We start from the raw sequence: 26,638 nt of genomic DNA on the forward strand, positions 1-26,638 counted from the left end.
CGGCTCATCGGTCGTAGTCCCAGTACTGCAGCCATTTCACCGACGCGAACAACAGCAGCGTCAGCGCGTAGAGCCCGACGACCACCGCGGCACCGGCGGCGCTGACCCGCAGGCCCGCGCCGTCGACCGGATCGAGCCAGCGCCGGAAACGCGCCGCGACCGCCGGTGACAGGAAATAGCTCATCAGCCCGACGCTGACGATCTGGCTCAGCCACATCGCCAGCCACGGCTGCGCTCCGAACCGGTCCAGCACCGGGCCCAGGAATCTCGACAGCGTCATCACCGTCGGATACAGCACCAGCAGCACCAACATGGCGGTCTTCCACGTCGGCGTCATCCGGGTCGCGCCGTCGACCGTTCGTACCGTGGACCCGAACGGCGTGGTGTGCGCGTCCACGGTGAAGTCCTCGGTCAGTTTCGAGCGCAACTCCGGCAAGGCCGCGGCGCGTTCTTCCGAGCGCATCCAGTCCGACAGCTGGTTTCCCGTCCGGAACCGGAGCACCGAGAACCAGCGCCCGCTATCGCCGGACGGGAAGAGGGCGGCGCCCTCGAATCCCGGAAACTCCGAACTCACCGCGACGAGTCGCGCTTCGGTCGCCGCGAATTCGGCTTCTTTGCCGCGGGCCACGCTGTGCCGGAATACGCCGATCCCTGGTGGCGGCGATTCTCCTTCCACAATGATCAGGTCCGAGCTCTTGCGGCGAAATCCGCGCGACTCGCCTTCACTCAGCGAGCGTGTTCGCTCGGCCGAGTCCAGGAAATGGTGCAGCAGTCGCTCGGATCGAAACGTGACGCTGAAACCCGGCTCCAGCCGCGGGTCTTCGGTCACCGCGATGGCGGCGTCGACGAATCCCTCGGCAGTTTCCGCGATTTCGGTCATCCGTGCCAGCCAGCCTCGAAATTCCGCGTCGTCGGCGGTGCGGTGGAAGAGTGTGACAGCGGTCGCGGCAGCGTTCATCGACGGCTTCTAGTGGAGGTCGATGCGGCGACCCCGCACGTAAACCTCGGCGATCGCCGGCTCGCGGAGACCCATCAGCAGTGCGAATAACGTCTGGTCCCGTGCCAATGCGGGGTCTTCGGAACGAATCCCCTGTGCCAGCGCGCTTTCCAGCGACGGAACCCGAGCGGGGTCGATGACGACGAAATCGGCTTCCTTGCCGAGGTCGAAATTTCCGAACCGGCTTTCCATGTCCAGGGCCCGCGCGCCCGCCAGCGTGCCGGTGAAGAGCATTTCCGCCGGGTGCATCGACACCCCGTCTTCACCCGGTTCGGAGATGTGCACCTTGAAAGCGGCCGACAATACCTGCGGGATCAGCCATTCGTCGCCGCCGCCGAAATCCGTGCCCGCGGCCACCGTGACGCCCGAGGCGATCGTCCGCTTCCACGGCATCGTGCCGGAGCCGAGGAACTGCTGAGACACCGGGCAGTGCGCGATCGACGTGCCGGTCTCGGCCATCCGCCACAGTTCCACGTCCTGGCAGTGCACACAGTGGGCGAGGATGCTGCGCCTGCCGAGCAGGCTCTTGCCGCCCTCGGCCGATCCCGGCAGGAACTTCCCGTCGTAGGTGTCCAGGTAGGTGGCCACGTCGTACGCCTGCTTGGTGCTGTCGACCTCCCCGGTTCCCGGACGGTTGTTCTCGTTGAGATGGCTGTGGAAGTACACACCACGGTCCCGGACCGAATCGTACAGTTCACCAAGGTTTTTCAAGGTCTCGCGCGTAACCGCCAGCGAGAAACGTGGGACGACCGCCACATGCAGCAATGCCGTCCCGAGATCGCCGGTATCGGCCGCGTGCCATTTGTCGATTTCTTCGCTCGTCAGCCGGATGGCGTCGTCTTCGGTGGTGATCAGCGGCGCCGCTGACGGCTCCCCTGTCGTTTGGATACCGCGTCCGCTGACCATTCGCAGACCGCGCCGCTGGGTCTCGGTGAACAGCGCGTCTTGCGCATGGGGAAAGGCCGAGCCGAAGACCATCGCCGCCGTGGTGCCCGCCGCGATGCGCCGTTCGCAGAATTCCACGGCCGCCAATTGAGCGAATTCCGGTTCGGCGTAACGAGATTCCGCGGGAAAGATGCACTGTTCGAGCCATTCCAGCAGCTGACCGCCACCGTACGCGTCGCCCGCGAAGGTTTGCGGGAAATGAACGTGGGTGTCGACGAACCCCGGAAGCAGGAAACCCGGACGGTGGTCGAACACTTTTTCGCCGCGGTGATCGGCCGGAATATCGGCTCTGCTTCCGCAGTATGCGATGCGGCCGCCGTCGTCGATTACCAGCGCCCCGTCCGGCACGGCGACCAGGGCGTCGGTCACTTCGCCGGTAACGGGACTACCGGCGATGTGAAAAATGTGCCCCAAGTGGACTTGGCTCACTGTTCGAGGAGAACACAAATCAACCCGGCGCGGCAGAGGATCGGACGAAATGGAGTCAGACGCCGCGGGAGAACAACGTCACCGGCGGGGGCATGCGATAGCCGACGAGCTTGATGAATCGTGCGCTCACCGGGCGTTGCTTCCCTTCCAGAGGACCGGCTCCGACGGTGTTCATCATCCGGTTGATCACGTTGAAGCAGGTCCCCACCCAGACAGCCTCCTCGAACGCCTCCTCGGAAACACCCGCCAGACGCACCAGCGCGGCGTCCTCGGCGGTCAGCCCGTCCGGATCGCGGGCCATTTTCGCGAGGAAACCGAGCATGACGCGCGCTTCGGGGCGCAGCGGAGAATCAACGCCACCGGCCAAGGCGCGAGTCACTACGTCGGCATCGACATACGCGCCCGCGATGGCCTCGTGCGAGGTCGCGCAGAACGGGCACTCGTTGGCCTGGGAGGTCTGCGTCGCGAAGATCTCGCGTTCGGCGACGGTCCAGTACGACGGTCCGCGCATCGCGTCCTGGATCAGATCCGACAGCGGCGAACCGAAGAACCGATGCCGGTAGAACAGCACCTTCAGCACCGCGGGCACCTCGACCCCGCTGAACCGCCGCATGGTCCACAGCACGAACTTGGTCGGCCGGTCATGCCCGGATCTCACTGCTTCGAGCCACATTTCAGCGTCCCTCCCAGGCCAGGCGCGCCGCGCGGTAGCGGCGATCGGCCGCCCCGTAAGCGGCGACCGCGGCCGCCTCGAAGATCTCGTCGTCGCTGTGCCCGGCCGCCTTCAGCGCCGCGATGTCCCGCTCGGTGACCCGGTAGGACCGGTTCGCCACCAGTTCGGCGAAAGCGGCCAGCTCGGGCGCCGCGCCCTCGCCCGACGCGGCCCCACCCGCGGCTCCGGCCCGCAGGACCCGCCGGACCTCGCTGGACAGCCGCCCCGGCGCGGACTCGAGATGTTCACCGAACCGCCGCCACTTCTCACCCATCGAGCCTCGCATGGCCTCATTCTGGCCGACCGTCGCCGCGTTCGCCCGGCTTTGCAGGCGGGCAAGGCAACTCGCTACCGGTGCTCGTCCTTGCGCAGGACGACCGTGCGGCGGTCGAGGTCGAGGCCGACCAGCGGCTTGCCCGGCGCCGAACGGCTCGAGAATGACCTTCCCGGGACGGATATTCGGTGCGATCGGGGGTATACGCCCGATACGGAAGTGCGGGAAGGACGTGACGCGAAATGCGCCGTCGAACAGTCCGCGCGGGAGTGATGCGCGAGAGAACCATGAGAATCGGAAGTGTCATCGTCTTGATCTGGTTGCTGATCGGCGTGATCGCCGCGGCACAACGCAACTATTTCGACACCGGTCCGGTGAACTGCGCCGGTTTCGGCACGATCGTCGTCACGGTCATCGCGGGACCGCTCAACTACATGGGCGTGAACCCGAAGGTCGCGGATTGCGATGTGCCGCAACCGAGCCCGTAGCTCAACCGAGTGAAGGTGGCGAACGATGGCCGGGTTGGTACTCCACCCGGCCATCAGAAGTCGTGTCATCCTTCTGTGCCGATGTGTCCCGAACTGGCCGCGAGCTGAGTGAACTGAAAGATTGCGGACTGTTCGGTAATGCCTCTCGGCCAGTAGTTCGAAAGGGTAGCTGTCGGAAGTTCCGGGTATCCGGCTCTCGGGGAGCACGGAAGGAACCGATGAGATGCGCGACCAGGAACCTCGCACGCCGGCCAGGCGCCGAACAGGCTCCCGAGTTCTCGGGTTCCTGCTGCTGATCTGGCTGGCCATCGGGCTGCTCGCGGCCGCTCAGCGGCACAATTTCGCCAGCGGGCCCCCGATCGACTGTGCCGGATGGGGCACGATCGCCCTGACGGCGGTGGCCGGACCGCTCAATTACGTGGGCGTCAATCCCAAGGTCGGCGCCTGCGAAATTCCGGAGCCAAGCCGGTAATCGCCCACGGCTTGCCTGAGGCGGATCGGCGTCAGCCGACGTCGGTCGCCATGTGCCGACCTTTGGACGCGGACCGGGAAACGAACTCGGCCCCGCCCCCGAGGACCGGGGCGCGGGGCCGAGTGAACAGTTGTCGGATCAGCTGACGCCGACCGGCACCTTCGCCGTCTCGGCCGAACGCCGCTGCAGCTCACGCAGCTTCGAGCCTTCGACGTCGATGTCGGGCAGGATCCGGTCGAGCCACTTCGGCATCCACCACGACCACTTGCCCATCAGCACCAGTAGCGACGGGATGAGCACCATGCGGACGATGAACGCGTCCAGCAGCACGCCCACCGCCAGCGCGAAGCCGAACGACTTCGCCGTCACGTCGCTTTCCATCAGGAACGAACCGAACACCGAGATCATGATGATCGCCGCCGAGGTCACCACGCGCGCGCCGTGGTGGTAGCCGGAGACCACCGCATCCTTGGCCGACTTGCCGTGCACGAACTCCTCGCGCATCCGGGTCACCAGGAAGACCTGGTAGTCCATCGCGAGGCCGAACACCAGGCCGATCAGCATGATCGGCAGGAAGCTGACCAGCGGATGCGGATCCTCGATCAGGCCGAGCTTGCCTTCCTGGAAGATCAGCACGGTCGCGCCGAAGGTCGCGCCCATCGACAGCAGGAACCCGAGCGCCGCGGTGAGCGGCACCAGGATCGACCGGAACACCAGGATCAGCAGGACGAACGCCGCGCCCGCCACGATCGCCAGGTAGGGCACGATCTTGCTGAGCAGCACGTGGTCCACGTCGGCGTAGATCGCCGTGGTGCCGGTGATGCCGTACTCGATGCCGTACTCGGCCTTCAGCTGGCCTTCGGCCTCCCTGGCGTCGCGCACCAGGTCCTTGGTGGCCTGGTTGTTGGGTCCGGACTTCGGCACGCCGTCCAGCAGCACGCCCTCCTGGTCCTGGCTCCACTGCGGCTCGGTCACATAGTCCATGTCGGGGTAGGACGTGAGCTTGTCGCGCAGCGCCTTGACCGCGGCCTCCCGGTTCTCGGCGGGCACGCCGCTCAGGTCCGCGGCCACGTTCAGCACGCCGTTGCTGCCCTCGCCGAAGCCTTCGGTGCGCAGTTCGTAGGCCTTCCGGATGGTGGAGGTCTTGGGCATGCTGTCGTCGCCGGGCAGGCCGAGGTTCAGGCCCGCCGCGGGGGCGGCGAGCGCGCCGAGCACCGCGACGCTCAGGATCAGCGCGGCCCAGGGCGCCCGGCCGATCAGCCGGCCGAAGCGCATGCCGTTGGTGACCGAGGTGTCGTCCTCGGGGTCGTGCTGGGCCACCACGGGCAGCTTCGGCTTGAACAGGAAGCGGCCGAACGCGCCGAGCAGCGCGGGCATCAGCGTGATCGCGGTGAGCACCGCGAAACCGGCGGCGATCGCGCCACCCAGGCCCATGAAGGTCATGAACTCGACACCGACGATGCCGAGGCCCGCCAGAGCGATGATGACCGTCAGACCCGCGAACACCACCGCGGAACCGGCCGTGCCGAGCGCGGTGCCCGCGGCCTCCTCCGGCGAATCCTGCACCGCCAGCTCGTGCTTGTACCTGGACACGATGAACAGCGCGTAGTCGATGGACAGCGCGATGCCGATCATCGAGGCGAGGAAGGTGGTGAAGCTGGGGACCTCGATCACCGAGGTGCCGAGCATGATCAGCGAGGTGGCCGCGCCGAGGCCGATGATCGCGGTGACGATCGGCACGAACGCGGCGACGATGGCGCCGAACGCCACGATCATCACGACCAGCGCGACGGCCATGCCGATCAGCTCGGACTTGCCACTGGGGGCTTCCTGCTTCTGCGCGATCGAGCCGCTCATCTCGACCGTGAGTCCGGCATTGCGGGCGTCGGCGCCGATCTCGTACGCGGTAGCACGATGCTCGTCGGTGACGTCGGTGAACTTCTTGATCGTGAAGGGGACGTTGATCACCGCCACGGTCTCCGGCGCGGTCTTGCTGAGCACGTTCAGCGGTGCGCCGCTGCACTGCGCCGGGTCGGGGTTGGCCAGGCAGTCCATCTTCTCGGCCGCTTCGACCGGATTGCTGATCGGCTTGTCGTGGTCGACGATGTCGAGCTGGCCGAGCTTGGCGATGAACGCTTCCAGCGCCGCACGGTTCGCCGGGTCCGTCAGCTTCTGCCCCTCGGGGGCGGCGAGGACGTAGGTGCCGGTGACCGCGTCGAACTTGAAGGCGTCGGACGCGCCGGGGAAGTGCTTGTCGAGAATGTCATTGGCACGGGCGGACGGCAGGTCCGGCATGCTGAAGTCGTTCGTCATCGGCTTGCTGAGCTGGGCGCCCAGGCCACCGAGGAGCACGAACAAGACGAGCCAGACGGGAAGGACTATCCATTTCCGGCGGAAAGCGAACTTTCCCCATCTATACAGATAAACGGACACGAGGGGTTTCTCCTAGCGATGACTGGGACCGTGCTGGATCTGCGTGTAGACAGCACTCGCGGGGCGCCCTGCATGGCCCCACCTCCACTTGACGCTTTCTGCCTACCGTGCGGTAGGTAGACTACCTAGGAAGTAAGTGGAGGTACAACCTCTATTTTGCGGGTGGCGTTCGCCCGGCGCGCGAGTGATGAGAGGATCGTCGAATGGTTGTCCGAGACACACCCGGCGCTGTTTCCCCAGGTGGAGGCACTAAGGCCGCGATTCGCGACGCCGCGGTGAAGCTGTTCGGGGCCAAAGGATTCGAGCAGACGAGCCTGCGCGAGGTCGCGGATGCGGTAGGAATCACAAAGGCGTCGCTCTACTATCACTACGCCTCGAAGCTCGATCTGCTATTGGCGATCATCGATCCGATCGTCGATCACATGCGGTCGGTCGTCGACGAACTCGACCACGTGCAGCACGACGCGGAGGGCATCCGCCAGGTTCTGCGGACCTATCTGCGCGGTCTGATCCATCATAGGGACGCCGGTGCGCTGGTCGTGCGCGACACGGTGGCGATCATCAACGCCATGGCCGATCGCTATCCGGACTTGATGGACGCCAGTCAGGTGCTGCGCACCTGGCTGGCCGGGCCCAACGCCACCGAGGAGGCGCAGCTGCGCGCCAGCGCGGCGCTCGAGGTGATCGGCGTGGCGTTGATCTCCAAGGAACTGGTGCCCGGCGCGGACGACTCACTGGTCGAGTCATCGCTGCTGGACGCGGCGACCTGTGTGCTCGGTGTGGGCGGCGCCGCGTAGATTCGAGCTACCCACCGCCGGACGCCAGGAGTCACCGCTGTGCACATCACCGCGAAGGTCGATTACGCGGTGCGGACGCTGCTCGAGATCGCCAGTGCGCCGCCGCTGAATCAGTCCGTGGCCGGGCACGGCGCACCTGTTGTGCAGGCCGCTCCGGTAGTCAAGGCCGAGGCCATCGCCACCGCCCAGCGGATCCCGCCCAAGGTGCTCGAGTCCGTGCTCGGCGAGCTGCGCCGCGCCGATCTGGTGATCAGCAGACGCGGTCCGGACGGCGGCTACTGGCTGGCCAGGCCGGCGTCCGAGATCTCCATCGCCGACGTGATCCGCGCGATCGAGGGCCCGCTCGCGTCGGTGCGCGGGGCGCGGCCGGAGGACGTGCGCTACTCCGGCTCGGCCGAGGCCTTGCAACGGGTGTGGATCGCGCTGCGGGTCAATATCCGTGCGGTGCTGGAGAACGTGACCATCGACGACATCGCGCGCGACCGGCTGCCCGGATTCGTCGAGGCGCTCACCGAGGACCCGGGCGCCTGGGCGCGAAGATAACGCCGGACGGAAGGGCATTCATGCTGGTCGGAAATCCCCACGACGCCTCGCGCCGATTGCCGGTAGCCTGCGGTTCATCATGCTGATCAGACTGCTCCGCACGTATCTGAACCCCTACCGCGCCCAGCTGGCGGGGGTCGTTGCGCTGCAGCTGATTTCCGTCATCGCGATGCTGTACCTGCCGAGCCTGAACGCGGACCTGATCGATAACGGCGTCACCAAGGGCGATCTCGGCTACATCTGGACCACCGGTTTGTGGATGCTCGCGGTGACCGGCGTGCAGATCGTCGCCTCGTCCGCCTCGGTCTATCTCGGTGCGCAGGCGGCGATGGGCGCGGGCCGGGATCTGCGCGGCGCGGTGCTGCACCGCGTCGGCACGTTCTCCGCCCGCGAGGTGGGGATGTTCGGCGCGCCCTCGCTGATCACCCGCAATACCAACGATATTCAGCAGGTTCAGCTGCTCATCGTGATGTCGGCGACCATCCTGGTGATGGCGCCGATCATGTGCGTCGGCGGCATCGTGATGGCGCTGCGCGAGGATCTGGGCCTGTCCTGGCTACTGCTGATCGCGGTGCCCGCATTGGGTCTGTCCATGGCCGTGCTGATCTCCAAGATGGTGCCCGGCTTCCGCGACATGCAGGCCAGGATCGACGAGGTGAATCGGGTGCTGCGCGAGCAGATCACCGGGATCCGCGTGGTACGGGCGTTCGTGCGGGAACGGCAGGAGACCTGGCGATTCGGCCTGGCCAACACCGAACTGACCGACACCGCGCTGCGCGTCGGCCGGTTGATGGCGCTGATGTTCCCGACCGTGATGCTGATCAGCAATGTCACCGCCGTCGCGGTGATCTGGTTCGGCGGACGGGCGATCGACGCCGGGCACATGCAGATCGGCTCGCTCACCGCGTTGCTGTCCTACATCATGCAGATCCTGATGGCCGTGATGATGGCCTCGTTCCTGGCCATGATGGCGCCGCGTGCCGCGGTTTCCGCCGACCGGATCGGCGAGGTGCTGGACACCGAGTCCTCGGTCCATCCGCCGCGACTTCCGCAGCCGTTCACCGACGACCCGGCCGTGGTGGACTTCCAGTTCGCCGAGTTCGCCTTCCCGGGCGCGGAGAAGCCGGTGCTGAAAGCCATTCGGTTCCAGGTGCGGCCGGGCATCACCACCGCGATCGTCGGCTCCACCGGTTCGGGCAAGACCACATTGGTCAACCTCATTCCCCGGCTGATGGATGTCACCGACGGCGCGGTCTACGTGGGCGGCACCGATGTCCGCCACATCGATTTGGAGCTCTTGCGCTCGCAGATCGGGCTCGTGCCACAGAAGGCGTACCTGTTCTCCGGAACCATCGCGAGCAATCTGCGCTATGGCAATCCGGACGCCACCGATGAAGAACTATGGCGCGCCCTGGAGATCGCTCAGGCCGCCGATTTCGTCCGGGAGATGCCGGAAGGGCTGCAGGCGCCGGTCGCGCAAGGCGGGACGACGGTCTCCGGTGGCCAGCGCCAGCGGCTCGCCATCGCGCGAGCGCTGGTGAAGAAGCCGAGGGTCTACCTGTTCGACGACTCGTTCTCCGCGCTCGACGTCGCCACCGACGCCAGGCTGCGGGAGGCGCTGAAACCGCAGACCGCCGATGCCTCGGTGCTCATCGTGGCCCAGCGCATCGCCACCATCCGGGACGCCGATCAGATCGTGGTGCTCGAGGACGGCGCGATGGCGGGCATCGGCACGCATGAGCAGCTGATAAGGGACTGCTCGGAGTATCGAGAGATCGTCGAATCGCAGCTGAGTGCCGAGGAGGCGCGATGAGACCGGGAATGCCTGCTCCGGGTGCGCCGGACGCCAAAGCGAGATCATTCGGGCCCTCCCTGAAACGTCTGCTGCGCAGGCTCGCCCCGGAACGGGTCTACGTCGGGCTGATCGTCGCGCTCGTCGTTGCCTCGGTGTTGTTGAACACCCTCGGTCCCTACATCCTCGGCAGGGCGACCAACCTGGTCTTCGACGGCGTGGTCGGTAAGCAGCTCCCGCCGGGCGTCACCAAGGACCAGGCGATAGAAGCGTTGCGGGCCAAGGGCGACGACACTTTCGCCGACATGCTCAGCGCCATGGACGTGGTGCCCGGCGTGGGTGTGGATTTCGATGCGGTCGCCCGGGTTCTCGGGCTGGTGCTGGTGCTCTACCTCGGCGCCGCCGTCTTCGGCTGGCTGCAGGGGCATCTGCTCAACATCGTGATCAACCGGACGGTGAAGCGGCTGCGCAGCGACGTCGAGGACAAGATCCACCGACTTCCGTTGCGCTACTTCGACTCCGCGCCGCGCGGCGACGTGCTCAGCCGGGTGACCAACGACGTGGACAACGTGTCGCAGAGCCTGCAGCAGACCATGAGCCAGCTGTTGATCTCGGTGTTCTCGGTGCTGGGCATCCTGGTCATGATGTTCTGGATCTCGTGGGTGCTGGCGGTGATCGCGCTGCTCACCGTGCCCGCCGCCATCGTGGTCACCGCGCAGATCGCGAAACGTTCCAAGCCGCACTTCGTCAACCAGTGGAAATACACCGGCCTGGTGAATGCCCAGGTCGAGGAGGCCTACACCGGGCACGAGGTGGTCACCGCGTTCGGGCGCAACCGCGAGGTCGGCAAGGAGTTCGACAAGCGCAACGAGGAGCTCTACCAAGCCAGCTTCAAAGCGCAGTTCATCTCCGGGCTGATCATGCCCGCCATCATGTTCCTCGGGAACGTGAACTTCGTGCTGGTCGCGCTGGTCGGCGGCCTCAAGGTGGCGACAGGCAGCCTCTCGCTCGGCGAAGTGCAGGCGTTCATCCAATACTCCCGGCAGTTCAGCCAGCCGCTCACCCAGCTCGGGGCGATGGCCAACCTGCTGCAATCCGGCGTCGCCTCGGCCGAGCGGATCTTCGAGATCCTCGACGCCGAGGAGCAGACCCCCGACCCGGTGATGGACAATGCCCGTCCGGTCGATCGCGGCCGGGTGGAGTTCGAGGCCGTCTCGTTCCGCTACGAACCGGAGAAGCCGGTGATCGAGCGGCTCTCGCTGGTGGCCGAGCCAGGGCACGTGGTCGCGATCGTCGGCCCCACCGGCGCCGGCAAGACCACGCTGGTGAACCTGCTCATGCGGTTCTACGAACTGGACGCGGGCACCATCACCGTCGACGGGGTCGACATCACCAAGATCACCCGCGACCACCTGCGTTCACGCATCGGCATGGTGTTGCAGGACACCTGGCTGTTCCGCGGCACCATCCGGGAGAACATCGCCTACGGCAACCCGAACGCCGGCGAGCAGGACATCCTCGCCGCGGCGCGCGCCGCCTACGTGGACCGCTTCGTGCACGCGCTGCCCGACGGCTACGACACGGTCATCGACGAAGAGGGCTCCGGTGTCAGCGCGGGCGAGAAACAGCTGATCACCATCGCACGCGCCTTCCTGGCCAAACCGTCCATCCTCATCCTGGACGAAGCCACCAGCTCGGTGGACACCCGCACCGAGCTGCTGGTGCAGCACGCGACCGCCGCGCTGCGCCGGGACCGCACCAGCTTCGTCATCGCCCACCGCCTGTCCACCATCCGCGACGCCGACCTGATCGTCGTCATGGAATCGGGCCGGATCGTGGAACACGGCACACACGAACGCCTCCTCGAGGAGCGCGGAGCGTACTACCGCCTCTACAACGCCCAGTTCGCCGCGGCTGTGTAGTTTGGCAGCGCCTGCGGCGCTGCGTGTTCGCGGCCCCCTTGTGGCTCGCGTCCGAGCGACCGCCGCTGGCGACTTCGTCGCGGACGCGGCGGCCGCGCCCCTGTTGGTGGCCTGGTGCGGTCGGTGTCCGGGGAACTGCGAGGATAGCGGGGTGTCCGGTCCCGAATCGTTCTCCTTCACCGTTGGTACGCGTCTGGACGGGCGGCACGGCCGGTCCGGTGTGATCGGTACGCCGCACGGGTCGATCGCCACGCCCGCGTTCATTCCGGTGGGCACCAAGGCGACGGTCAAGGCGGTGCTGCCGGAGACCATGCGCGACCTCGGCGCCCAGGCGTTGCTGGCCAACGCCTACCACCTCTACCTGCAGCCAGGCGCCGACATCGTGGACGAAGCGGGTGGGCTCGGCGCGTTCATGAACTGGCCCGGGCCGACCTTCACCGACAGCGGCGGGTTTCAGGTGATGTCGCTGGGCGTCGGGTTCAAGAAGGTGCTCGCGATGGAGGCCGTCGACGTCCGCAGCGATGATGTGATCGCCCCCGGCAAGGAACGGCTGGCCACCGTGGACGACGACGGCGTCACCTTCCGCTCGCACCTGGACGGTTCCGTGCACCGGTTCACCCCCGAGGTATCCATGGGCATCCAGCACCAGCTGGGCGCCGACATCATGTTCGCCTTCGACGAGCTCACCACGCTGCTCAACACCCGCGCCTACCAGGAGCGGTCGGTGCAGCGCACGCACGAGTGGGCGCAACGCTGCATCGACGAACACGAGAGGCTGACCGCCGCACGCGCGCACCGCCCGTACCAGGCGCTGTTCGCCGTCATCCAGGGCGCGCAATACGAGGACTTGCGCCGCAAGGCCTGTCGCGGTCTCGAATCGATTCGGGGAAGCGCGGGAGCAGGTTTCGACGGCTACGGCATCGGGGGCGCGCTGGAGAAGCACAACTTGGGCGCTATCGTCGGCTGGTGCAGTGACGAGCTGCCCGAGGACAAGCCGCGACACATGCTCGGCATCAGCGAGCCGGAGGACGTCTTCACCGCCATCGAGAACGGCGCGGACACCTTCGACTGCGTGAACCCGTCCCGGGTCGCTCGCAACGCGGCGATCTACGTCGACACCGGCCGGTTCAATATCAACACCAGCCGCTTCCGGCGCGACTTCACCCCGATCGACGAGACCTGCGACTGCTACACCTGCGCCAACTACACCCGCGCCTACATCCATCACCTGTTCAAGGCCAAGGAGATGCTGGCGGCCACGCTGTGCACCATCCACAACGAGCGGTTCACGGTACGCCTGGTCGACCGCATCCGGCAGAGTATCGAGGGCGGCTACTTCGACGAGCACAAAGCAGAAGTATTGGGCCGCTGGCGGCGGAATGGTGGTTGATCTGCACCGCACCGGCCCAACTCCCCGGTTTCGAGCGAAGCGGGATCGGGCGTTGCCCGTTCGCGGCCTGGCTCACGTCCGAGGGGCCGACGCATAAGCGCAGTCGCCAGCGGCGGTCGGTCGGACGCGAGCCTTATCAGGGCCGCGCAGGCCCGGAGGTGCTGCGAATCGAACCCAGCTCAGGCTTGCAGTGGGGCGACTTCCGTTGGGGAGTAGGTAGGTTCGCGCTTCTTCAGGAATGCGATCACGCGATAGGTGATCGGAAGCACCAGAACTTCGACGAGGGTCTTCCAGAGGAAGCCGACGATCACGTAGTTCACGAACTGCTGCCAGGTGTCGATACCGATGGCGCCCGCGGCGATCGAGCAGAAGATCAGTGTGTCCGCGAACTCGCCGACGATGGTCGATCCGATCAGCCTGGCCCACAGGAACTTTTCCTTGGTCCTCTCCTTGATCAACACCAAGGTCGCGGAATTCAGTAGCTGTCCGACGAAGTATCCGGCCAGGCCTGCGATGACGAGCCGGGGCGTCGTCCCGAGGACCGTGCGGAACGCCTCTTGGTTCTCGTAGAAGCTCGCGGCGGGCAGCCGGATCGCGATGGCGAAGCACACCACCGTCAGCAGCAGGGCGGCGAAGCCGTAATAGATGGCGCGCCGGGTGGCGCGGAAGCCGTACACCTCGCTCAGCACGTCGCCGAGGATGTAGGCCAGGGGGAACAGGAAGAAGGCTCCGTCGGTGGCGATGGGCAGGATTTGCAGCGGCCCCAGCGACGCCGAGTGATCGCCGAGGAACTCCACCCCCTTGGTGGCACAGATGTTGGAAATGATCAGGGTCGCGGTGAACAGGGCCACGATCGGTGCGTAGTACCCCCGCGCCACCTGGGCAAATGCCGCATGGTCCGCGGGGCGTCCAGGCCCGCCGTGTTCTTCGGTGGTATTCGACTCACTCACCCGCATCATCCAACCAGGTTGTGGAATACCCTGTAGCAATGACGAATCCCGGCGATTCCGACGAGTGGTGGAAGCAGTACGGCGGCCAAGGCGTGTCGCCGGAGTCCGGTGGGCAGAGTTCGGTGCCGCAGTACCCGAGCGCCGAGCAGCCGTCGGGTTATCCGTCGGCGCCGCAGTACCCGGTGCAGCCGCCGTCGCAGCCGATGACGCCGCCCCCGCAACCGCAGTACCCGTCGTATCAGCAGCCCGCGCAGCCGTATCCGCAGCCGAATTACGGCTATCAGAGCCCCTACCAGCCCTACGGCGCTCCGGCGCAGGGCACCAACGGCATCGCGATCGGCGCGCTGATCTCGTCGCTGGTCGGGTTCGTCACCTGTGGGCTCGGCTCGATCATCGGCGTCATCCTCGGCGTGGTCGCGCTGAATCAGATCAAGCAGTCCGGCCAGGAGGGGCGGGGCATGGCGCTCGCGGGCATCTGGATCGGTGTCGGGGCGTTCGTGCTGGGCCTGCTGTATTTCGTCGTGGTGATCGTCGTCGGGGTCTCCAGCGCGTAGCCGCCGGGCCGGGAAAGCATCAGGGGCGCACCCGAATGGGTGCGCCCCTGCGCATTTTGGACGCCCTACGCGGCTCAGGCCTTGACGACCTGGGTGCCGCCGGCGAACTTGTCGTGCCAGCCCTGCTTGTTCGGGTCCTGGGAGATGGTGATCATGATGTAGATCACCAAACCCAGCGACACGAGGCCACCGACGCACGGAATGATGTTCGCCGCAATGAACGCGTTGCGCTTCAGCGAGGTGACCGGGTCCACATTGCCTGCGCCGCCGGGGGCGAGCACCTTCAGGCCGAGGATCTTCTTGCCGAGCGTGGCGCCCTGCGAGGTCTCCAGGCCGACGAAGTAGCCGAGCTGCACCAGAGTCCAGACCAGGCTGAGCACGATGGTCAGCACGAAGGAGTCGCTGACCAGGGCGTACAGGATGAAGTAGGGGATCAGCAGGATGATCGCGTCGATGACGCGGGCACCGATGCGGGTGCCGAGGTCACCCGGCTGACCGCCGTAGTTGTTGTTGAAACCGGGCTGCTGCGGGTACTGACCGTAGGGCTCCTGCCCGTACTGCGGCTGCTGCCCGTACTGCGGGGGCTGCTGCCCGTACTGCGGGGGCTGCTGGCCGTACTGCGGAGGCTGCTGCCCGTACTGCGGGGGCTGCTGGCCGTACTGCGGCTGCTGGCCGTACTGGGGCTGACCGTGCTGGTCGCCGCCCTGCGGGTACGGCTGCCCATACGGCTGCCCGCCCTGCGGATATTGGTTGGGGTCGTACCCACCGCTTGTCATAGTTATTTGTCCTCGTCGATTGATCAGTAGTTGGACGATGCGTACGTTACGGACATCGGCTGTGTTGCAACAACCCATTCACGTCGAGTGTCCACGGTCCGCGCGGCACCAGGCGCGGATCGAAATGCGTGAGTAGCTCGGCGGACGAGGTCGCGGTGTAGCCGAGCGAAGCGGCGAGCGCCGTGACGACTTCCTCGGGCGTGTTGCCGAGCGCCCTCCGGTCGGTAAGCGTCACGGCGCCATCCCGTTTCGCCAGCCGCCGTCCCTCCGGGTTGAGCACCAGCGGCACATGAGCGTAGCGCGGTACCGGAAGACCGAGCAGCGTCGCGAGGTATGCCTGTCGCGGTGTCGACGGCAGCAGATCGTCGCCGCGCACAACTTGGTCGACGTCCTGTGCCGCGTCGTCCACCACAACCGCGAGGTTGTAGGCCGGTACGCCGTCGCCGCGGCGCAACACCACGTCGTCGACCGGGCCGCGGTAGCGGCCGTGCAGGTCGTCGTTCACCTCGAACTCGGTGACCGTCGCGCGCAGGCGCAGCGCGGCAGGGCGGCCCGCGGCGTGCAGCCGGGTGCGCTCGGACGCGCTCAATCCGCGGCAGGTGCCGGGATAGGCACCCATCGGCCCGTGCGGCGCTGTCGCTGCCTTCTGGATTTCTCTTCGGGTGCAATAACATTCGTAGGTGCGCCCGGCGGCGGTGAGGCTTTCGATGGCCGCATCGTAAAGCGGCAGCCGTTCGGACTGGCGTACCACGGGGCCGTCCCAATCCAGGCCGATCGCGGCCAGATCGTCCAGTTGCCGCCGCTCGGCGCCGGGGCGCACCCGATCCAGATCATCGATCCTGAGCACGAAGCGGCGGCCGGTGGAGCGGGCGAACGCCCAGGCGAGCAGCGCCGTGCGGAGATTGCCCAGGTGCAGGTCACCGGACGGGCTCGGCGCGTACCGGCCCGCGCCCGGCTCAGCCACGGGCTCGGCTGGTGAACGAGGAGATGCGCACTCCTGCCATCGTAGGAGCGAGGCGATCAGCCGCGCAGACGCGGCCTCAGGTCGGCCTCCGATAGTTCTTCGCCGGCCTCCAGCGCGGCGAGTAGAGATTCCGCGTGGGCGACCAGTCCCGGACGGTCGATACCGTAGGGCATCTTATCTTTCTCGGGGCGATAGGCGGTCAGCCGGGACACCGCGCGGGCGATGAGTGTACGCGCCCCCTTGGGATTTCCGCGCTGTATGTGGGTGAGACCGACAGCGAACTGTGCGAGCGCCTGCCACAGCATCCGCTCGGCGAACGGTCCGTTCTTCCATGCGGCCTCTAAAACCTCATGTGCGTTGAATGCTAGTCCGTTGTCCAGCAGTTGCTGGGCGAAGGTCAAGGTTTGCTGGGGTGGCAGATCGAGATCATCCGGAATTCGGGCAACTCCGGTGCTGCCCGGCGGCAGTGGCCGCCCGAGCCGGTCGCGCGGGCGGGCATTACGGGCGCGACCTGCGTCGTCGCGATCGCGTTCGACCATAGTTTCCATGATGCACGGCCGCGGCGCCGCAGTCGAAGCGGGCCGTGGCGGCCGGCGAATTGTCGGCCGATAACAGAGCAATCACATCCGTTAAAAAGATTGTGGTACGCCAGTGCTGGGAATGAATGTCAACGGCTGGCAATGTTTCCGCAACCCCCTTCCTTCGCAAACGTGTGTGGCTGCGATGATTGAATAGGCAAGAGGCGGGCAAACTTTCGATGGACCTGCTAGTGTGGGCCCGCGGGGACAAGCCCCGCGCGAGGTTAATTTCCTCTCGAACTCGATGTGCGATATCCCCGCACCGGGAAAGTGCACTCTGCCAAGGGTGTACTGCGGGATTCGGCTTTCAGCCGAGTGCCGAGGCTAGCTGAAACGATGTCAGGAGAAATCTATCTCGCTCTCGACGCAGCAAAGGAGCTAGTGCCGTGGAAGTTGATTGGGCGGGCGCTGTGTGGCGCAAGAGCACATACAGCGGTCCGGATGGGAACTGCGTAGAAGTCGCTTTCCTCGGGAACGGCAATGTCGCGGTTCGTGACACCAAGGACAACGGACGTGGCCCGGTCTTGGCCTTCGTGCCGGGCGAGTGGGATGCGTTCCTAGCGGGGGTCTCGGCGGGGGAGTTCCAGCGCGGATAAACCGCACTGGAGTCGCCTGAACCAGGCAAAGCGGGCCCCGGGTCGTATGGACTCGGGGCCTTCGCGGTTTTCCGTGGACGACTTTCCGTGCCGTCCGAGATCAATGGGGCGAGCCGTTTCCGCTGCCGTTCGCCCGCTCCTGGATCTTGCGCAGCACGGCGAGTTGTTTGCGTTCCTCTTCGTGCTCGGTCGCGAAGTGCTGCGCGCTCTCCTGGCGCGGGTCCGCGCGCAGGAAGCTACCGGTGCCCGGCTTACCGGCCGCGCCGAGCTTGCTCATCTTCTTCGGGACGGGGGCGCCCTGGTATTCCAGCGGGATCGGGTGACCGTGCTCGTCCACCGGGCCGAGTGGCTGATGGATTTCGATGTACTCACCGTGCGGCAAGCGCTTGATCACACCGGTTTCCACGCCGTGCTCGAGCACCGCGCGGTCGCTGCGCTGCAAGCCGAGGCAGATGCGGTAAGCGAGGAAGTAGGCCAACGGCGGCGCGAGCAGAAGCCCGATCCGGCCCACCCACGTCGTCGCGTTCAACGAGATGTCGAACTTGTAGGCGATGATGTCGTTCACGCAGGACAGCGTCATCACCACGTAGAACGCGATGGCCATCGCGCCGATCGCGGTGCGGACCGGCACGTCACGCGGACGCTGCAGCAGGTTGTGGTGCGCGGCCCTGTCGCCGGTGAGCCGCTTCTCGATCCACGGGTAGGCGATGAGCAGGGCGAACACCAAAGTCATGATCACCGCCACCCAGAACACCGCGGGCACGGTGTAGCGGCCCAGATACAGCTCCCACGGCGGCATCAACCGTGCCATGCCGTCGGTCCACATCATGTAGAAGTCCGGCTGCGAGCCCGCCGACACCTGCGAGGGGTTGTACGGGCCCAGGTTCCAGATCGGGTTGATCTGCAACAACCCGCCCATGAGCCCCACGACGGCCAGGGTGAAGGCGAAGAACGCGCCCTGATCCGCGGCGAACACCGGCACGATCCGGGCGCCGACCACATTGTTCTCGCTGCGGCCCGGACCCGGGAATTGGGTGTGCTTCTGGTACCACACCAGGGCAATGTGCGCGGCGATCAGCGCCAGGATGATGCCCGGGAACAGCAGTACGTGCGCGATGTACAGGCGCGGGATGATGATGTCGCCGGGGAAGTCGCCGCCGAACATCAGCCAGTGCAGCCAGGTGCCGATGATCGGGATCGAGATGGTGATGCCGGAGAAGGCGGCCCGCAGACCGGTGCCCGAGAGCAGGTCATCCGGCAGCGAGTAGCCGAAGAAGCCCTCGAACATCGCCAGGATCAGCAGCAGCGAGCCCATTACCCAGTTCGCCTCACGCGGCTTGCGGAACGCGCCGGTGAAGAAGATCCGGAACAGGTGCACGATGATCGACGCCGCAAAGAGCAATGCCGCCCAGTGGTGCACCTGGCGGACGAATAGGCCGCCGCGCACCTCGAAGGAGATGTCCAGCGCCGTCTCGTAGGCCCGCGACATCGTCACGCCGCGTAGCGGCTGGTAGGAACCGTTGTAGACGACCTCCGCCATGGAGGGGTCGAAGAACAACGTCAGATACACACCTGACAGCAGCAGGATGATGAAGCTGTAGAGCGCGATCTCACCGAGCAGGAACGACCAATGCGTCGGGAAGACCTTGTTGATCGACCGCTTCATGAACGCGGCGCCCTTATACCGCTCGTCCGCCTCATGGGCTTGCGTAGCGATTGTGCGAGCTAGATCTGTAGCCATGGCCGACACCCCGCCCTGGGAGAGAGTGGTATCCGTTGCTACTACAGACGGTAGCAGAGCTTGGTGGCGGAATCGATGGGGTTTTCCGGCCGGTTGTGGAACAAGATCATTCACATTTACTTCGGGCTTGCCGGAAGTGGCCGTATCCGAGTCGATATCGTTTTACTTGTGAGCGCGATGGCCCCGCAGGACGCGACGATGTACTGGTTGTCCCGACGCACGCGCAATGATCTGTTTCTGCTGCATTGCTTCGCGGATTCTGGACGGCCGACCAAAGAACTGCGCGCCGCCGTCGCCGAACGTAGCGAACGGATCGCAGACCTGCGGGTGCGCCTGCGCGAACTGCCCGCGGACATCGATTACCCGTCCTGGACGCCCGATGAATTCACCGCCGAGCAATTCGTGGAACACCGGCTGGCGGAGCCTAATTGGTCGCGGTTGCTGGACGCGCTCGGTGGTGTGCTCGGCACTGGGGTCGACGCCGCCGTGCATCCGTGGCGATTGCATGTGTTCCGCGGGATCGTCGACGCACCAGGTCCTGGGAACGGGCCCGCCCTGGTGGCGGTGCTGCAGATGTCGCATGCGCTTGCCGATGGACGGCGTGCCTCGGCGATCGCGCGTGCGCTGTTCAGCGAGGCCGCGGAGGATGTCCCGTCTCGGGACGGTCGTCGAGCGGGGTCGGTGCCGGGAAGTGGCGGTGTATTGGCCGATGCGGCGCTAGGGCTGCTGCGTATGCCGGTTCGGCTGGGGGCGACCGCGGTGCGGGGTTACGAAGCCTTTCGGGCGCAGCAGCAACTCGCACAGTTGACCGAGTCGGGCCGACTCCCTCCACCGGGGGCAGGTTTCCCGCCAAGCTCGGTGAACCGGTCTGTGGCCGAGGGAAGCTCGCGGCATGAGGTCCGGATGCTCGTGTTCTCGGCCGCAGACCTGCGGGTACCCGGTCGCACCGTGACCGTTGTCGTCCTGACGGCGGTGTCACTGGCGCTCGCTCGCTACCTGGCCGACCGGGAGGAACCCATGCGGCGCCTGGGCGCACAGGTGCCGATGGCCCTGCCGGAGTCGTCCACCGAACGTGGCATCCGGCCGCGCAACAATTACCGCAGCCTCGGCGTCGACCTGTTCACCGACGAGCCGGACCTGCGCCTGCGCGCCGACATGATCGCCGCCGCGCTCGCCGAGCGGCGCCTGCGCGCTCAGCACCCGCTCTTGTCCGCGCAGGACCGGGTCACCGCGACCATCCCCGCCCCGTTGCTGCGCCGCGATGTCGACCGCTATCCCATCGACACCGTCCCCGACTCGATCGCGGGCCACACCGTCGTCTCCAGCGTCGACCGTGGCGCCGCCGACCTCGTCTTCGGCGGCGGCCCCGTGCGGTTCACCGCGGGCTTCCCGGCTCTGGGCTCGGTCATGCACCTCACCCATGGCGTGCACGGCCTCGGCGACACCGTCACCGTTTCCCTGCACGCGGACTCCGCGGTCGTGCCTGATGTCGACACGTACGCCGACCTGCTCCGCTCCGCCGTGAAAGAAGTCGTCGCCGCGCTGTGAGCCCACGGCGCACACCGGGATTTCCGCACGACTCTGTGCCGAGCCGATCTGCGACCAGGAGGTTCAGGCTCGGGCGAGGGCCGGTGGGGGCGTCTGCGCGAGTTCGCTGGAGACCTTGATCTCGAGTTCGATCCGCGTCGCGCTGATCACGGAGCGTTCTTCCTCGACCGTGTTCTCGATCGCCCGCGACCACAGCGCTTGGATTTCCGCGATCTCCTCGCCGGTGGCCTCACCGTCGAGTTCGATGCCACGGCGCTGCAGGGTGATGTTCAGCGCCGCGCTCAGCGTGCGCATCAGATCCGCACAGCGATTGGGGAGCTTGCGGTGTGCCACGACGCGCAGACTGCTGATGAATCCCACTGAACCGGCGATGGTTTGGCGCAGTTCCTCACCCACCCGGTCCAGCTCGTCGTCCGCCCAGCGGTCGCAGTGCATCAACTGCTGCCGGACTTCACTGGAGATCGCCAGCACGGAAGAGACCGCGGTCAGCACGGATTCGCGCCGCCACTTGTCGTGTTCCCGGCGCTCCGCCGCCGCGTTCGTCTGCTCCACACTCCGCTGCGCGGCATCGAGTGTGACCCGGTTCCGCTCGTCCGCGGCGGTGACCGCCGCCCGATTCGTGCGGTTGTTGACCAGAACGCCGACCAATGCCGCAAGGGCGACGATGAGGGAACCGAAGAGTGGGAGCCACTGAGTCACGGGGAGATCATCGCATCGTAATCGGAAGTCGCACAGTCTCGATCGGATCGTTGCGGGTAGCGGCTGAACCCACGCCTGGGTCTGTTCCCGCGACCCCGCCTCGGAATCCTCCACAAGCCGAAGAGCTTTCGGATTCGCGGGAGCAAATGCCGATCATCGCAGCACCGGCTCCGGGTCTTCGGACTTGTCGTCCCCGGAGCGGGTGTGCCGGAGCAATCCAACGGCCGTGACGGATAGTAGGGCGGCGACTGCGGCGCAGCTGAGGGCAGCGGTGTTGAGGCCATTCGTGAACGCTTCGCGGGCCGAAAGGAGCAGGGCGTCGCCGAGTTGCTCGGGAAGGTCCGCGGCGGCGGCGCTGGCACCGGCGAGAGAATTTCCGGCCGCGTCGTCAGTGGTGATCGGAACCCCGGCCGGACCGGTACGGCCGACCTCGGTGCGGTAGATCGTGGTACCGAGGACACCGAGGACGGCTACACCCACGGCAACGCCGAACTCCATGCTGGCCTCCGACATCGCCGCTGCCGAGCCGGCCTTCTCCGGCGGGGCGGTCCCGATGACCAGGTCGGTACCGAGCACCATCAGCGGGCTGGTGCCGATGTAGACCAGAACGAAACCCGCCACCAGCATCGGCAGTCCCCCAGCGCTTTCGACGAAGCCGAGTATCAGGTAGCCGATCGCCGCGATGCCCAGGGCCGCGCCGACGAGGTATCCGGGCGCGATCTTGCGGGCCATGATCGGCGTCAGGATCGACATGACGATCAACGCGAATGCCGAAGGCAACAGCCACAGTCCGGCTCCCAACGGGGACAACCCGTGGACCAGTTGCAGATACTGCGTGATGAACAGATAGATTCCGCCGACCAAGCCAAGGCTGAGCAGCAAGATCAGCAGCGCCGCACAGAACGACCGGTCGCGGAACATGCGCAGGTCGAGAAGTGGGTCGCTGAGTGCTCGTTGCCTGCGGCCGAAGATCCAGCCGAAGACGCCGCCGGTCACGATCGCCGCAACGGGCATGGCGGACGGGCCCGCTTCCGAGAGCTTCTTGATGCCGTAGACGACGGGCAGGATGGCGCAGAGCGACAGCACCACGCTCGGCAGGTCGACACTGCCCGCCGCACCGTCCCGGTATTCCGGCAGTAGCGCCGGAGCGGTGATCAGCAGCAGCGCCATCACGGGCACGCCGAGCAAGAAGACCGAACCCCACCAGAACGACTCGAGCATCAAACCACCGATTATCGGACCGGCAGCCATCCCGGCCGACATGCATGTGGCCCAGACGCCGATCGCCATACCCCGCTGCCTGGCATCAGGGAACATGTTGCTGATCAGTGCCAGGGTCGAGGGCATCAGGGTGGCGCCCGCTATGCCGAGAACCGCGCGTGCGGCGATCAGCAGGAGGGGACTGGTCGCGAACGCGGCGAGCACGGAGGCGGCGCCGAACGCGGTCGCACCCAGCATCAGCAGTTTGCGCCTGCCGATACGGTCACCGACGGTGCCCATCGTGATCAGGAAACCGGCGATCATGAACCCGTAGATGTCGGCGATCCACAGTTGCTCGATGCCGGTGGGCCGCAGGTCCGCGGTCAGATGCGGCACGGCCAGATAGAGCACGGTGACGTCCATGGCCAGCAGCAAAGTGGGCAAGGCGAGCACAGCGAGACCGATCCATTGGCGTGGACCGGCGGACAGGGACTGAATCCGTACTTCGTGTAACGGTTCTCGATCGGTCATGTCGGTTACGCTAAAGTCTCACATCTATGTGAAGGTCAAGTGCGCTCGGAGGTTTCGATGCGAATCGGAGTGTTGGAACGACGAACCGGGGTCAGTCAGCGGCTGCTGCGCTACTACGAGGAACAGGGCCTCCTCCGACCGAGTCGGCAGCCCTCGGGATATCGCGAGTACAACGAATCGGACGTCGCGACCGTGCTGCATATTCGAAATCTGCTCGCCGCCGGTCTGTCCACGACCACCATTGCCGATCTGCTGCCCTGTATGGGTTCCGAGGGTGGACAGCTCATCGCCGACTGCCCGGAATTGCTGATCGACCTGTACCGCGAACGCGAACGCATCAACTCCAACATCCGTGAGCTGGAGGCCGCCCGCGGCGCCCTCGACGCAGTCATCGCGACCGCGCCACCCGACATCGCGCGAGAAGTCGCGGACGTATCCACAGTCGGTTGACGGGCGCCGACGTTCGTGAACGAACCACGGCGGACTTCCGGTGCAACAGGCGCACCGGGCAACGGCAGCGGAGTCAGTCCGGGAAGTCCGACGTCATGCTCCAGATGAGGCGTCAGCCCCGCGCGGCGCCTTCCGGCCACACGACATCGACCGGCACGCCATGTTCACGCGCGAGTTCCACCACGCTCGCGGTGCCAGCCTTTTGTCCGTCAACGCCGTCCCATACCGCGACCAGGCGATCCACCGACCCGACCACGGCCTCGTTCGCCGCCTCGTAGGCTTCGCGGCCTGCGTCGTCGAAGTCCATCACCCGCACCTGCGCGGCTCGGCTCATCAGGTCGTCGAACGTCTCGGCGTCATCCGGCTTCACCTTCGCTTCGCGGTAGTTCCGTGACGGCAGTACCACCTCGAGCTGACCGCCCGCGTCGAGCACCGCTTGCGCGAACACTGAATCCGCGCCCCGTGCAATGCAACTCACCCCAATCAGGGCGCTTGGGTCTTGCTCGTCGAGTAGCGCGCGCACTGCTTTGTAGACCAATGGCGCTGTCGCCTCGGTGATGTTCATGTGCCCGGTGACACCGATCCGCATGCCGATTTGCTCCTATGCTGTGGCGGCAGGAAGGGGCCGCATCCGTGCCCGGAGATCGGACACCGCCCGTACCGACGTGAACTGTCCAGTGCGGGTATACACCCTCGCCACCTTCTTGCTGACACGGTTCGATGCGGAACCATGGCAGCAAGTAAGTCGATACCGGTTTACGGTCGAGTGCTGAGCCGCACCCAGTCCACGGCGAGACCGTGGTGGACGAGAACACATCAAGCTGTCGACCGTCGATGTCGAACTGCCCGACGGAGTGAGGTTCGCCCAGTACGTCGCACGGATGCCGCGATGTGCGATGACGCTGGTTCTCAACGAGCACCGCGAGGCCCTGCTGATGTACCGGCATCGGTTCATCATCGACCGCTGGGTGTGGGAATTGCCTTGCGGATATGTCGACCACGCCGAAGACGTCGCCTTCGCCGCCGACCATGCGTACGGTGATCCTGATGGAGTTCGAGAAGTCGAACTCTGTGTCAACACATTCCATGGCGCTGAGGTTGCAGTGCCCATAGACTCTGCGGGGTGAGCGAGCAGCATCCGCCCACGGGGGGCTCCCGTGCGAATCATCCTGAACAGCACCCACCATCGCGGCAACCGGGATCGCCGACACCTGAACCCGTGCCTAGTCGTCGTGCCCGACTCCACGAAATCGGGCCAGCTTGGATTACCGCGATCTCCGGCCTCATCGTCGCCTTGACCGGAGCCGGCGTGCTCGTGGGGCGCGTGACGGCACCTGCGTCGACTCCACCCGCGACGTCCACATCCGCGATCGCTTCCGCACCGACGACGACAGCGATCTCCCCACAAGCACCGACGACGGCACCGGTATCGAACGTCCCAGCTGGCACGGTGCTGGTCGAAAATTGTGCTATCGACATTGCACATGGCTACCGTCTGCCGATCGGACGACTATCTGAATGTCCCGTGCCCACAACGGATTACGGTATCGGCGTCGAGATGCGCTACTTGACTTTCTTCACTGAAGCTCCGTTGAAGCTTGCGAGGCTGGACTCGCCCCCCGCAACGTTCGAAGCCTGCAAGAAGAACACCAAGTTCACCGATGAGGTATTTGGTCCCAGAAGAAATTACGTAGTGTGTATCACCGGCAACGGTGTCGTGGCTGCCGCTACATTCACGAAGACGGCCGAAGGCGATGATCCGACCGCGACGTTCAATCTGACAATCTGGCAGGAGTAGAGCATCAGCGTGGCGGCGCGCAGCAGGGAATCTGACGCCACGCTCCAGATGTGGCGTCAGCCCTGTGCGGCGCCTTTCGGCCACACGACATCGACCGGCACACCACGTTCACGCGCGAGTTCCACCACGTTCGCGGTGCCAAGCAATTCTGTCCGGCGTCGCCGTCCCACACCGCCACGAGCCGATCCACCGCGCCGACCACGGCGTCGTTCGCCGCCTCGTACGCTTCGCGGCCCGCCTTGTCGAAGTCCACCACTCGCACCTGCGCGGCTCGGCGCATCAGGTCGTCGAACGTTTCGGCGTGATCCGGCTTCACCTTCGTTTCGCGGTCGTTCCGTGGGCCCCATCCGTTCCTCTTCGGTTACCGTTGGGTCTCCTTCGGTCGGTAGCGCAGCAGTGCGACGTCACCGATCTGGGCGACGTCGATCAATCGCATCCGGCGCGTGGAACCACCTGGATAATTGCCCGCATTGAGAAATCGTGGTGCAGCTGGATCTCCAACCACCATGGGGCCTACTGCGTAGTGCAGTTCGTCCGCCAGACCAGCGGAGAGAATCGCCGTATGGATGTGGCTGCCGCCCTCGATCATCAGTCGCCCGATTCCGCGGTCGCCGAGGTCGTCCAAGACCGCTTCCCAAAAGTTGCGGTCCTCTCCGATCGGCACGACATCGGCGATTCCATCCAGGGCTCCGGCGATCTTCTCGGCACCCGCAGGGGTTGTGTACACGACGGGGCGGCCTGCTTCGACGCCGTGGTGGAACATCCGTGCACCTGGATCGATGTCACCGGTCCTGGTGACGGTCACTTTCAACAGATTCGCGGGCTTGCCAGCCGCGACCCGAGCTTGCCGACGTGTCTCGCTCTTGATCAGCAGACGAGGGTTGTCCCGGCGAAGAGTCTCGGCGCCGATCAGGATGGCGTCGGATTCGGCGCGCACCTGGTCTACACGATCGAAGTCGGCGTCGTTGGAGACCAGTAGGCGTTCGTCGGTGGTGTCATCGATGTAGCCGTCGATGCTGGCTGCAACCGAGAGCAACACGTATGGGCGGGTCATGATGC

Annotated in this window: 28 protein-coding genes; 13 read left to right on the forward strand and 15 right to left on the reverse strand. The window is 65.9% G+C overall.

Annotated elements, in window-relative coordinates; genetic code table 11:
• Positions 1-4: 4 nt before the first annotated feature.
• The 4 genes from ACWPXK_RS03705 to ACWPXK_RS03720 are packed head-to-tail and all read right to left on the reverse strand — an operon-like array spanning position 5 to position 3,369.
• Positions 5-958: an antibiotic biosynthesis monooxygenase gene (locus ACWPXK_RS03705; RefSeq protein WP_454194578.1), complete on the reverse strand. Its 954-nt coding sequence runs from the start codon at positions 956-958 to the stop codon at positions 5-7.
• A gap of 9 nt (positions 959-967) precedes the next feature.
• A complete protein-coding gene (locus ACWPXK_RS03710; protein ID WP_454194579.1) occupies positions 968-2,371 on the reverse strand; it encodes an amidohydrolase family protein in 1,404 nt (467 codons plus the stop codon).
• 55 nt (positions 2,372-2,426) lie between these two features.
• Entirely contained in the window at positions 2,427-3,029 is a 603-nt protein-coding gene (locus tag ACWPXK_RS03715) for a carboxymuconolactone decarboxylase family protein (protein ID WP_454194580.1), read from the reverse strand.
• Between the two features lie 16 nt (positions 3,030-3,045).
• Entirely contained in the window at positions 3,046-3,369 is a 324-nt protein-coding gene (locus ACWPXK_RS03720; protein WP_454194581.1) for a hypothetical protein, read from the reverse strand.
• Between the two features lie 275 nt (positions 3,370-3,644).
• Here ACWPXK_RS03720 and ACWPXK_RS03725 point away from each other — a divergent pair, with 275 nt between their 5' ends.
• On the forward strand, positions 3,645-3,845 hold the full coding sequence (locus ACWPXK_RS03725) for a hypothetical protein (protein ID WP_364326451.1): 201 nt from the start codon (positions 3,645-3,647) through the stop codon (positions 3,843-3,845).
• A 223-nt stretch (positions 3,846-4,068) separates the two neighbouring features.
• Positions 4,069-4,317 (forward strand): hypothetical protein, encoded by a 249-nt coding sequence (locus ACWPXK_RS03730; RefSeq protein WP_454194582.1) that lies wholly within the window; start codon positions 4,069-4,071, stop codon positions 4,315-4,317.
• A gap of 138 nt (positions 4,318-4,455) precedes the next feature.
• On the opposite strand, the gene ACWPXK_RS03735 is transcribed toward ACWPXK_RS03730, so the two are convergent.
• Positions 4,456-6,750 (reverse strand): MMPL family transporter, encoded by a 2,295-nt coding sequence (locus ACWPXK_RS03735; RefSeq protein WP_454194583.1) that lies wholly within the window; start codon positions 6,748-6,750, stop codon positions 4,456-4,458.
• 203 nt (positions 6,751-6,953) lie between these two features.
• Between ACWPXK_RS03735 and ACWPXK_RS03740 the strand changes: the two genes are divergently transcribed.
• The 5 genes from ACWPXK_RS03740 (at position 6,954) to tgt (ending at position 13,194) form a co-directional block, all read left to right on the forward strand.
• Positions 6,954-7,547, forward strand: a complete 594-nt coding sequence (locus ACWPXK_RS03740) for a TetR/AcrR family transcriptional regulator (RefSeq protein WP_364326460.1) — start codon at positions 6,954-6,956, stop codon at positions 7,545-7,547.
• 39 nt (positions 7,548-7,586) lie between these two features.
• A complete protein-coding gene (locus ACWPXK_RS03745) occupies positions 7,587-8,090 on the forward strand; it encodes an RrF2 family transcriptional regulator (protein WP_454194584.1) in 504 nt (167 codons plus the stop codon).
• Positions 8,091-8,169: 79 nt separating this feature from the next.
• The gene (locus ACWPXK_RS03750; protein WP_454194585.1) at positions 8,170-9,903 is read left to right on the forward strand and encodes an ABC transporter ATP-binding protein; all 1,734 of its coding nucleotides are present in this window, start codon (positions 8,170-8,172) and stop codon (positions 9,901-9,903) included.
• Entirely contained in the window at positions 9,900-11,804 is a 1,905-nt protein-coding gene (locus ACWPXK_RS03755) for an ABC transporter ATP-binding protein (protein ID WP_454194586.1), read from the forward strand. Before ACWPXK_RS03750 ends, ACWPXK_RS03755 begins: the two co-directional genes overlap by 4 nt.
• A gap of 151 nt (positions 11,805-11,955) precedes the next feature.
• The gene (tgt, locus tag ACWPXK_RS03760; protein WP_454194587.1) at positions 11,956-13,194 is read left to right on the forward strand and encodes a tRNA guanosine(34) transglycosylase Tgt; all 1,239 of its coding nucleotides are present in this window, start codon (positions 11,956-11,958) and stop codon (positions 13,192-13,194) included.
• A 179-nt stretch (positions 13,195-13,373) separates the two neighbouring features.
• On the opposite strand, the gene ACWPXK_RS03765 is transcribed toward tgt, so the two are convergent.
• Positions 13,374-14,153, reverse strand: a complete 780-nt coding sequence (locus ACWPXK_RS03765; protein ID WP_454194588.1) for a queuosine precursor transporter — start codon at positions 14,151-14,153, stop codon at positions 13,374-13,376.
• A gap of 29 nt (positions 14,154-14,182) precedes the next feature.
• On the opposite strand from ACWPXK_RS03765, the gene ACWPXK_RS03770 reads away from it, so the two are divergent.
• Entirely contained in the window at positions 14,183-14,698 is a 516-nt protein-coding gene (locus ACWPXK_RS03770; RefSeq protein WP_454194589.1) for a DUF4190 domain-containing protein, read from the forward strand.
• 74 nt (positions 14,699-14,772) lie between these two features.
• Here the strand turns inward: ACWPXK_RS03770 and ACWPXK_RS03775 are convergent, their stop codons facing one another.
• Genes ACWPXK_RS03775 through ACWPXK_RS03785 form a run of 3 tightly spaced genes read right to left on the reverse strand, consistent with a single transcriptional unit; the run spans position 14,773 to position 16,977 of the window.
• Complete coding sequence (locus ACWPXK_RS03775) at positions 14,773-15,474, reverse strand: RDD family protein (protein WP_454194590.1); 702 nt, start codon at positions 15,472-15,474, stop codon at positions 14,773-14,775.
• A gap of 46 nt (positions 15,475-15,520) precedes the next feature.
• Positions 15,521-16,438 carry a tRNA glutamyl-Q(34) synthetase GluQRS gene (gluQRS, locus tag ACWPXK_RS03780; protein ID WP_454194591.1) on the reverse strand — a complete coding sequence of 306 codons (918 nt, stop codon included), beginning with the start codon at positions 16,436-16,438 and terminating at the stop codon, positions 15,521-15,523.
• Positions 16,439-16,494: 56 nt separating this feature from the next.
• A complete protein-coding gene (locus ACWPXK_RS03785) occupies positions 16,495-16,977 on the reverse strand; it encodes a DUF309 domain-containing protein (protein ID WP_454194592.1) in 483 nt (160 codons plus the stop codon).
• A gap of 425 nt (positions 16,978-17,402) precedes the next feature.
• On the opposite strand from ACWPXK_RS03785, the gene ACWPXK_RS03790 reads away from it, so the two are divergent.
• On the forward strand, positions 17,403-17,612 hold the full coding sequence (locus ACWPXK_RS03790; RefSeq protein ID WP_454194593.1) for a DUF397 domain-containing protein: 210 nt from the start codon (positions 17,403-17,405) through the stop codon (positions 17,610-17,612).
• A gap of 100 nt (positions 17,613-17,712) precedes the next feature.
• On the opposite strand, the gene qcrB is transcribed toward ACWPXK_RS03790, so the two are convergent.
• Positions 17,713-19,353, reverse strand: a complete 1,641-nt coding sequence (gene qcrB / locus ACWPXK_RS03795; protein WP_454194594.1) for a cytochrome bc1 complex cytochrome b subunit — start codon at positions 19,351-19,353, stop codon at positions 17,713-17,715.
• A gap of 177 nt (positions 19,354-19,530) precedes the next feature.
• Between qcrB and ACWPXK_RS03800 the strand changes: the two genes are divergently transcribed.
• Positions 19,531-20,901, forward strand: a complete 1,371-nt coding sequence (locus ACWPXK_RS03800) for a wax ester/triacylglycerol synthase domain-containing protein (RefSeq protein WP_454195434.1) — start codon at positions 19,531-19,533, stop codon at positions 20,899-20,901.
• A 63-nt stretch (positions 20,902-20,964) separates the two neighbouring features.
• Here the strand turns inward: ACWPXK_RS03800 and ACWPXK_RS03805 are convergent, their stop codons facing one another.
• Together ACWPXK_RS03805 and ACWPXK_RS03810 are read right to left on the reverse strand one after the other, a co-directional pair.
• A complete protein-coding gene (locus ACWPXK_RS03805) occupies positions 20,965-21,600 on the reverse strand; it encodes a hypothetical protein (RefSeq protein WP_454194595.1) in 636 nt (211 codons plus the stop codon).
• Positions 21,601-21,753: 153 nt separating this feature from the next.
• Entirely contained in the window at positions 21,754-23,331 is a 1,578-nt protein-coding gene (locus ACWPXK_RS03810) for an MFS transporter (protein WP_454194596.1), read from the reverse strand.
• Between the two features lie 57 nt (positions 23,332-23,388).
• Here ACWPXK_RS03810 and ACWPXK_RS03815 point away from each other — a divergent pair, with 57 nt between their 5' ends.
• Positions 23,389-23,781, forward strand: coding sequence for a MerR family transcriptional regulator (locus tag ACWPXK_RS03815; RefSeq protein WP_454194597.1), 393 nt, complete (start codon positions 23,389-23,391; stop codon positions 23,779-23,781).
• Between the two features lie 112 nt (positions 23,782-23,893).
• Here ACWPXK_RS03815 and ACWPXK_RS03820 read toward each other — a convergent pair whose 3' ends face one another.
• A complete protein-coding gene (locus tag ACWPXK_RS03820; protein WP_454194598.1) occupies positions 23,894-24,370 on the reverse strand; it encodes a hypothetical protein in 477 nt (158 codons plus the stop codon).
• Positions 24,371-24,677: 307 nt separating this feature from the next.
• Between ACWPXK_RS03820 and ACWPXK_RS03825 the strand changes: the two genes are divergently transcribed.
• Both ACWPXK_RS03825 and ACWPXK_RS03830 read left to right on the forward strand, forming a co-directional pair.
• Positions 24,678-24,908, forward strand: coding sequence for a hypothetical protein (locus tag ACWPXK_RS03825; RefSeq protein ID WP_454194599.1), 231 nt, complete (start codon positions 24,678-24,680; stop codon positions 24,906-24,908).
• Entirely contained in the window at positions 24,905-25,579 is a 675-nt protein-coding gene (locus ACWPXK_RS03830; protein WP_454194600.1) for a hypothetical protein, read from the forward strand. The genes ACWPXK_RS03825 and ACWPXK_RS03830 overlap by 4 nt, the downstream gene beginning before the upstream one ends.
• A 4-nt stretch (positions 25,580-25,583) precedes the next feature.
• Here ACWPXK_RS03830 and ACWPXK_RS03835 read toward each other — a convergent pair whose 3' ends face one another.
• Complete coding sequence (locus tag ACWPXK_RS03835; protein ID WP_454194601.1) at positions 25,584-25,895, reverse strand: hypothetical protein; 312 nt, start codon at positions 25,893-25,895, stop codon at positions 25,584-25,586.
• A 45-nt stretch (positions 25,896-25,940) separates the two neighbouring features.
• Positions 25,941-26,633, reverse strand: coding sequence for a RibD family protein (locus tag ACWPXK_RS03840; protein WP_454194602.1), 693 nt, complete (start codon positions 26,631-26,633; stop codon positions 25,941-25,943).
• Positions 26,634-26,638 lie beyond the last annotated feature (5 nt).

It is taken from the genome of Nocardia sp. Marseille-Q1738 (genome assembly GCF_965283145.1).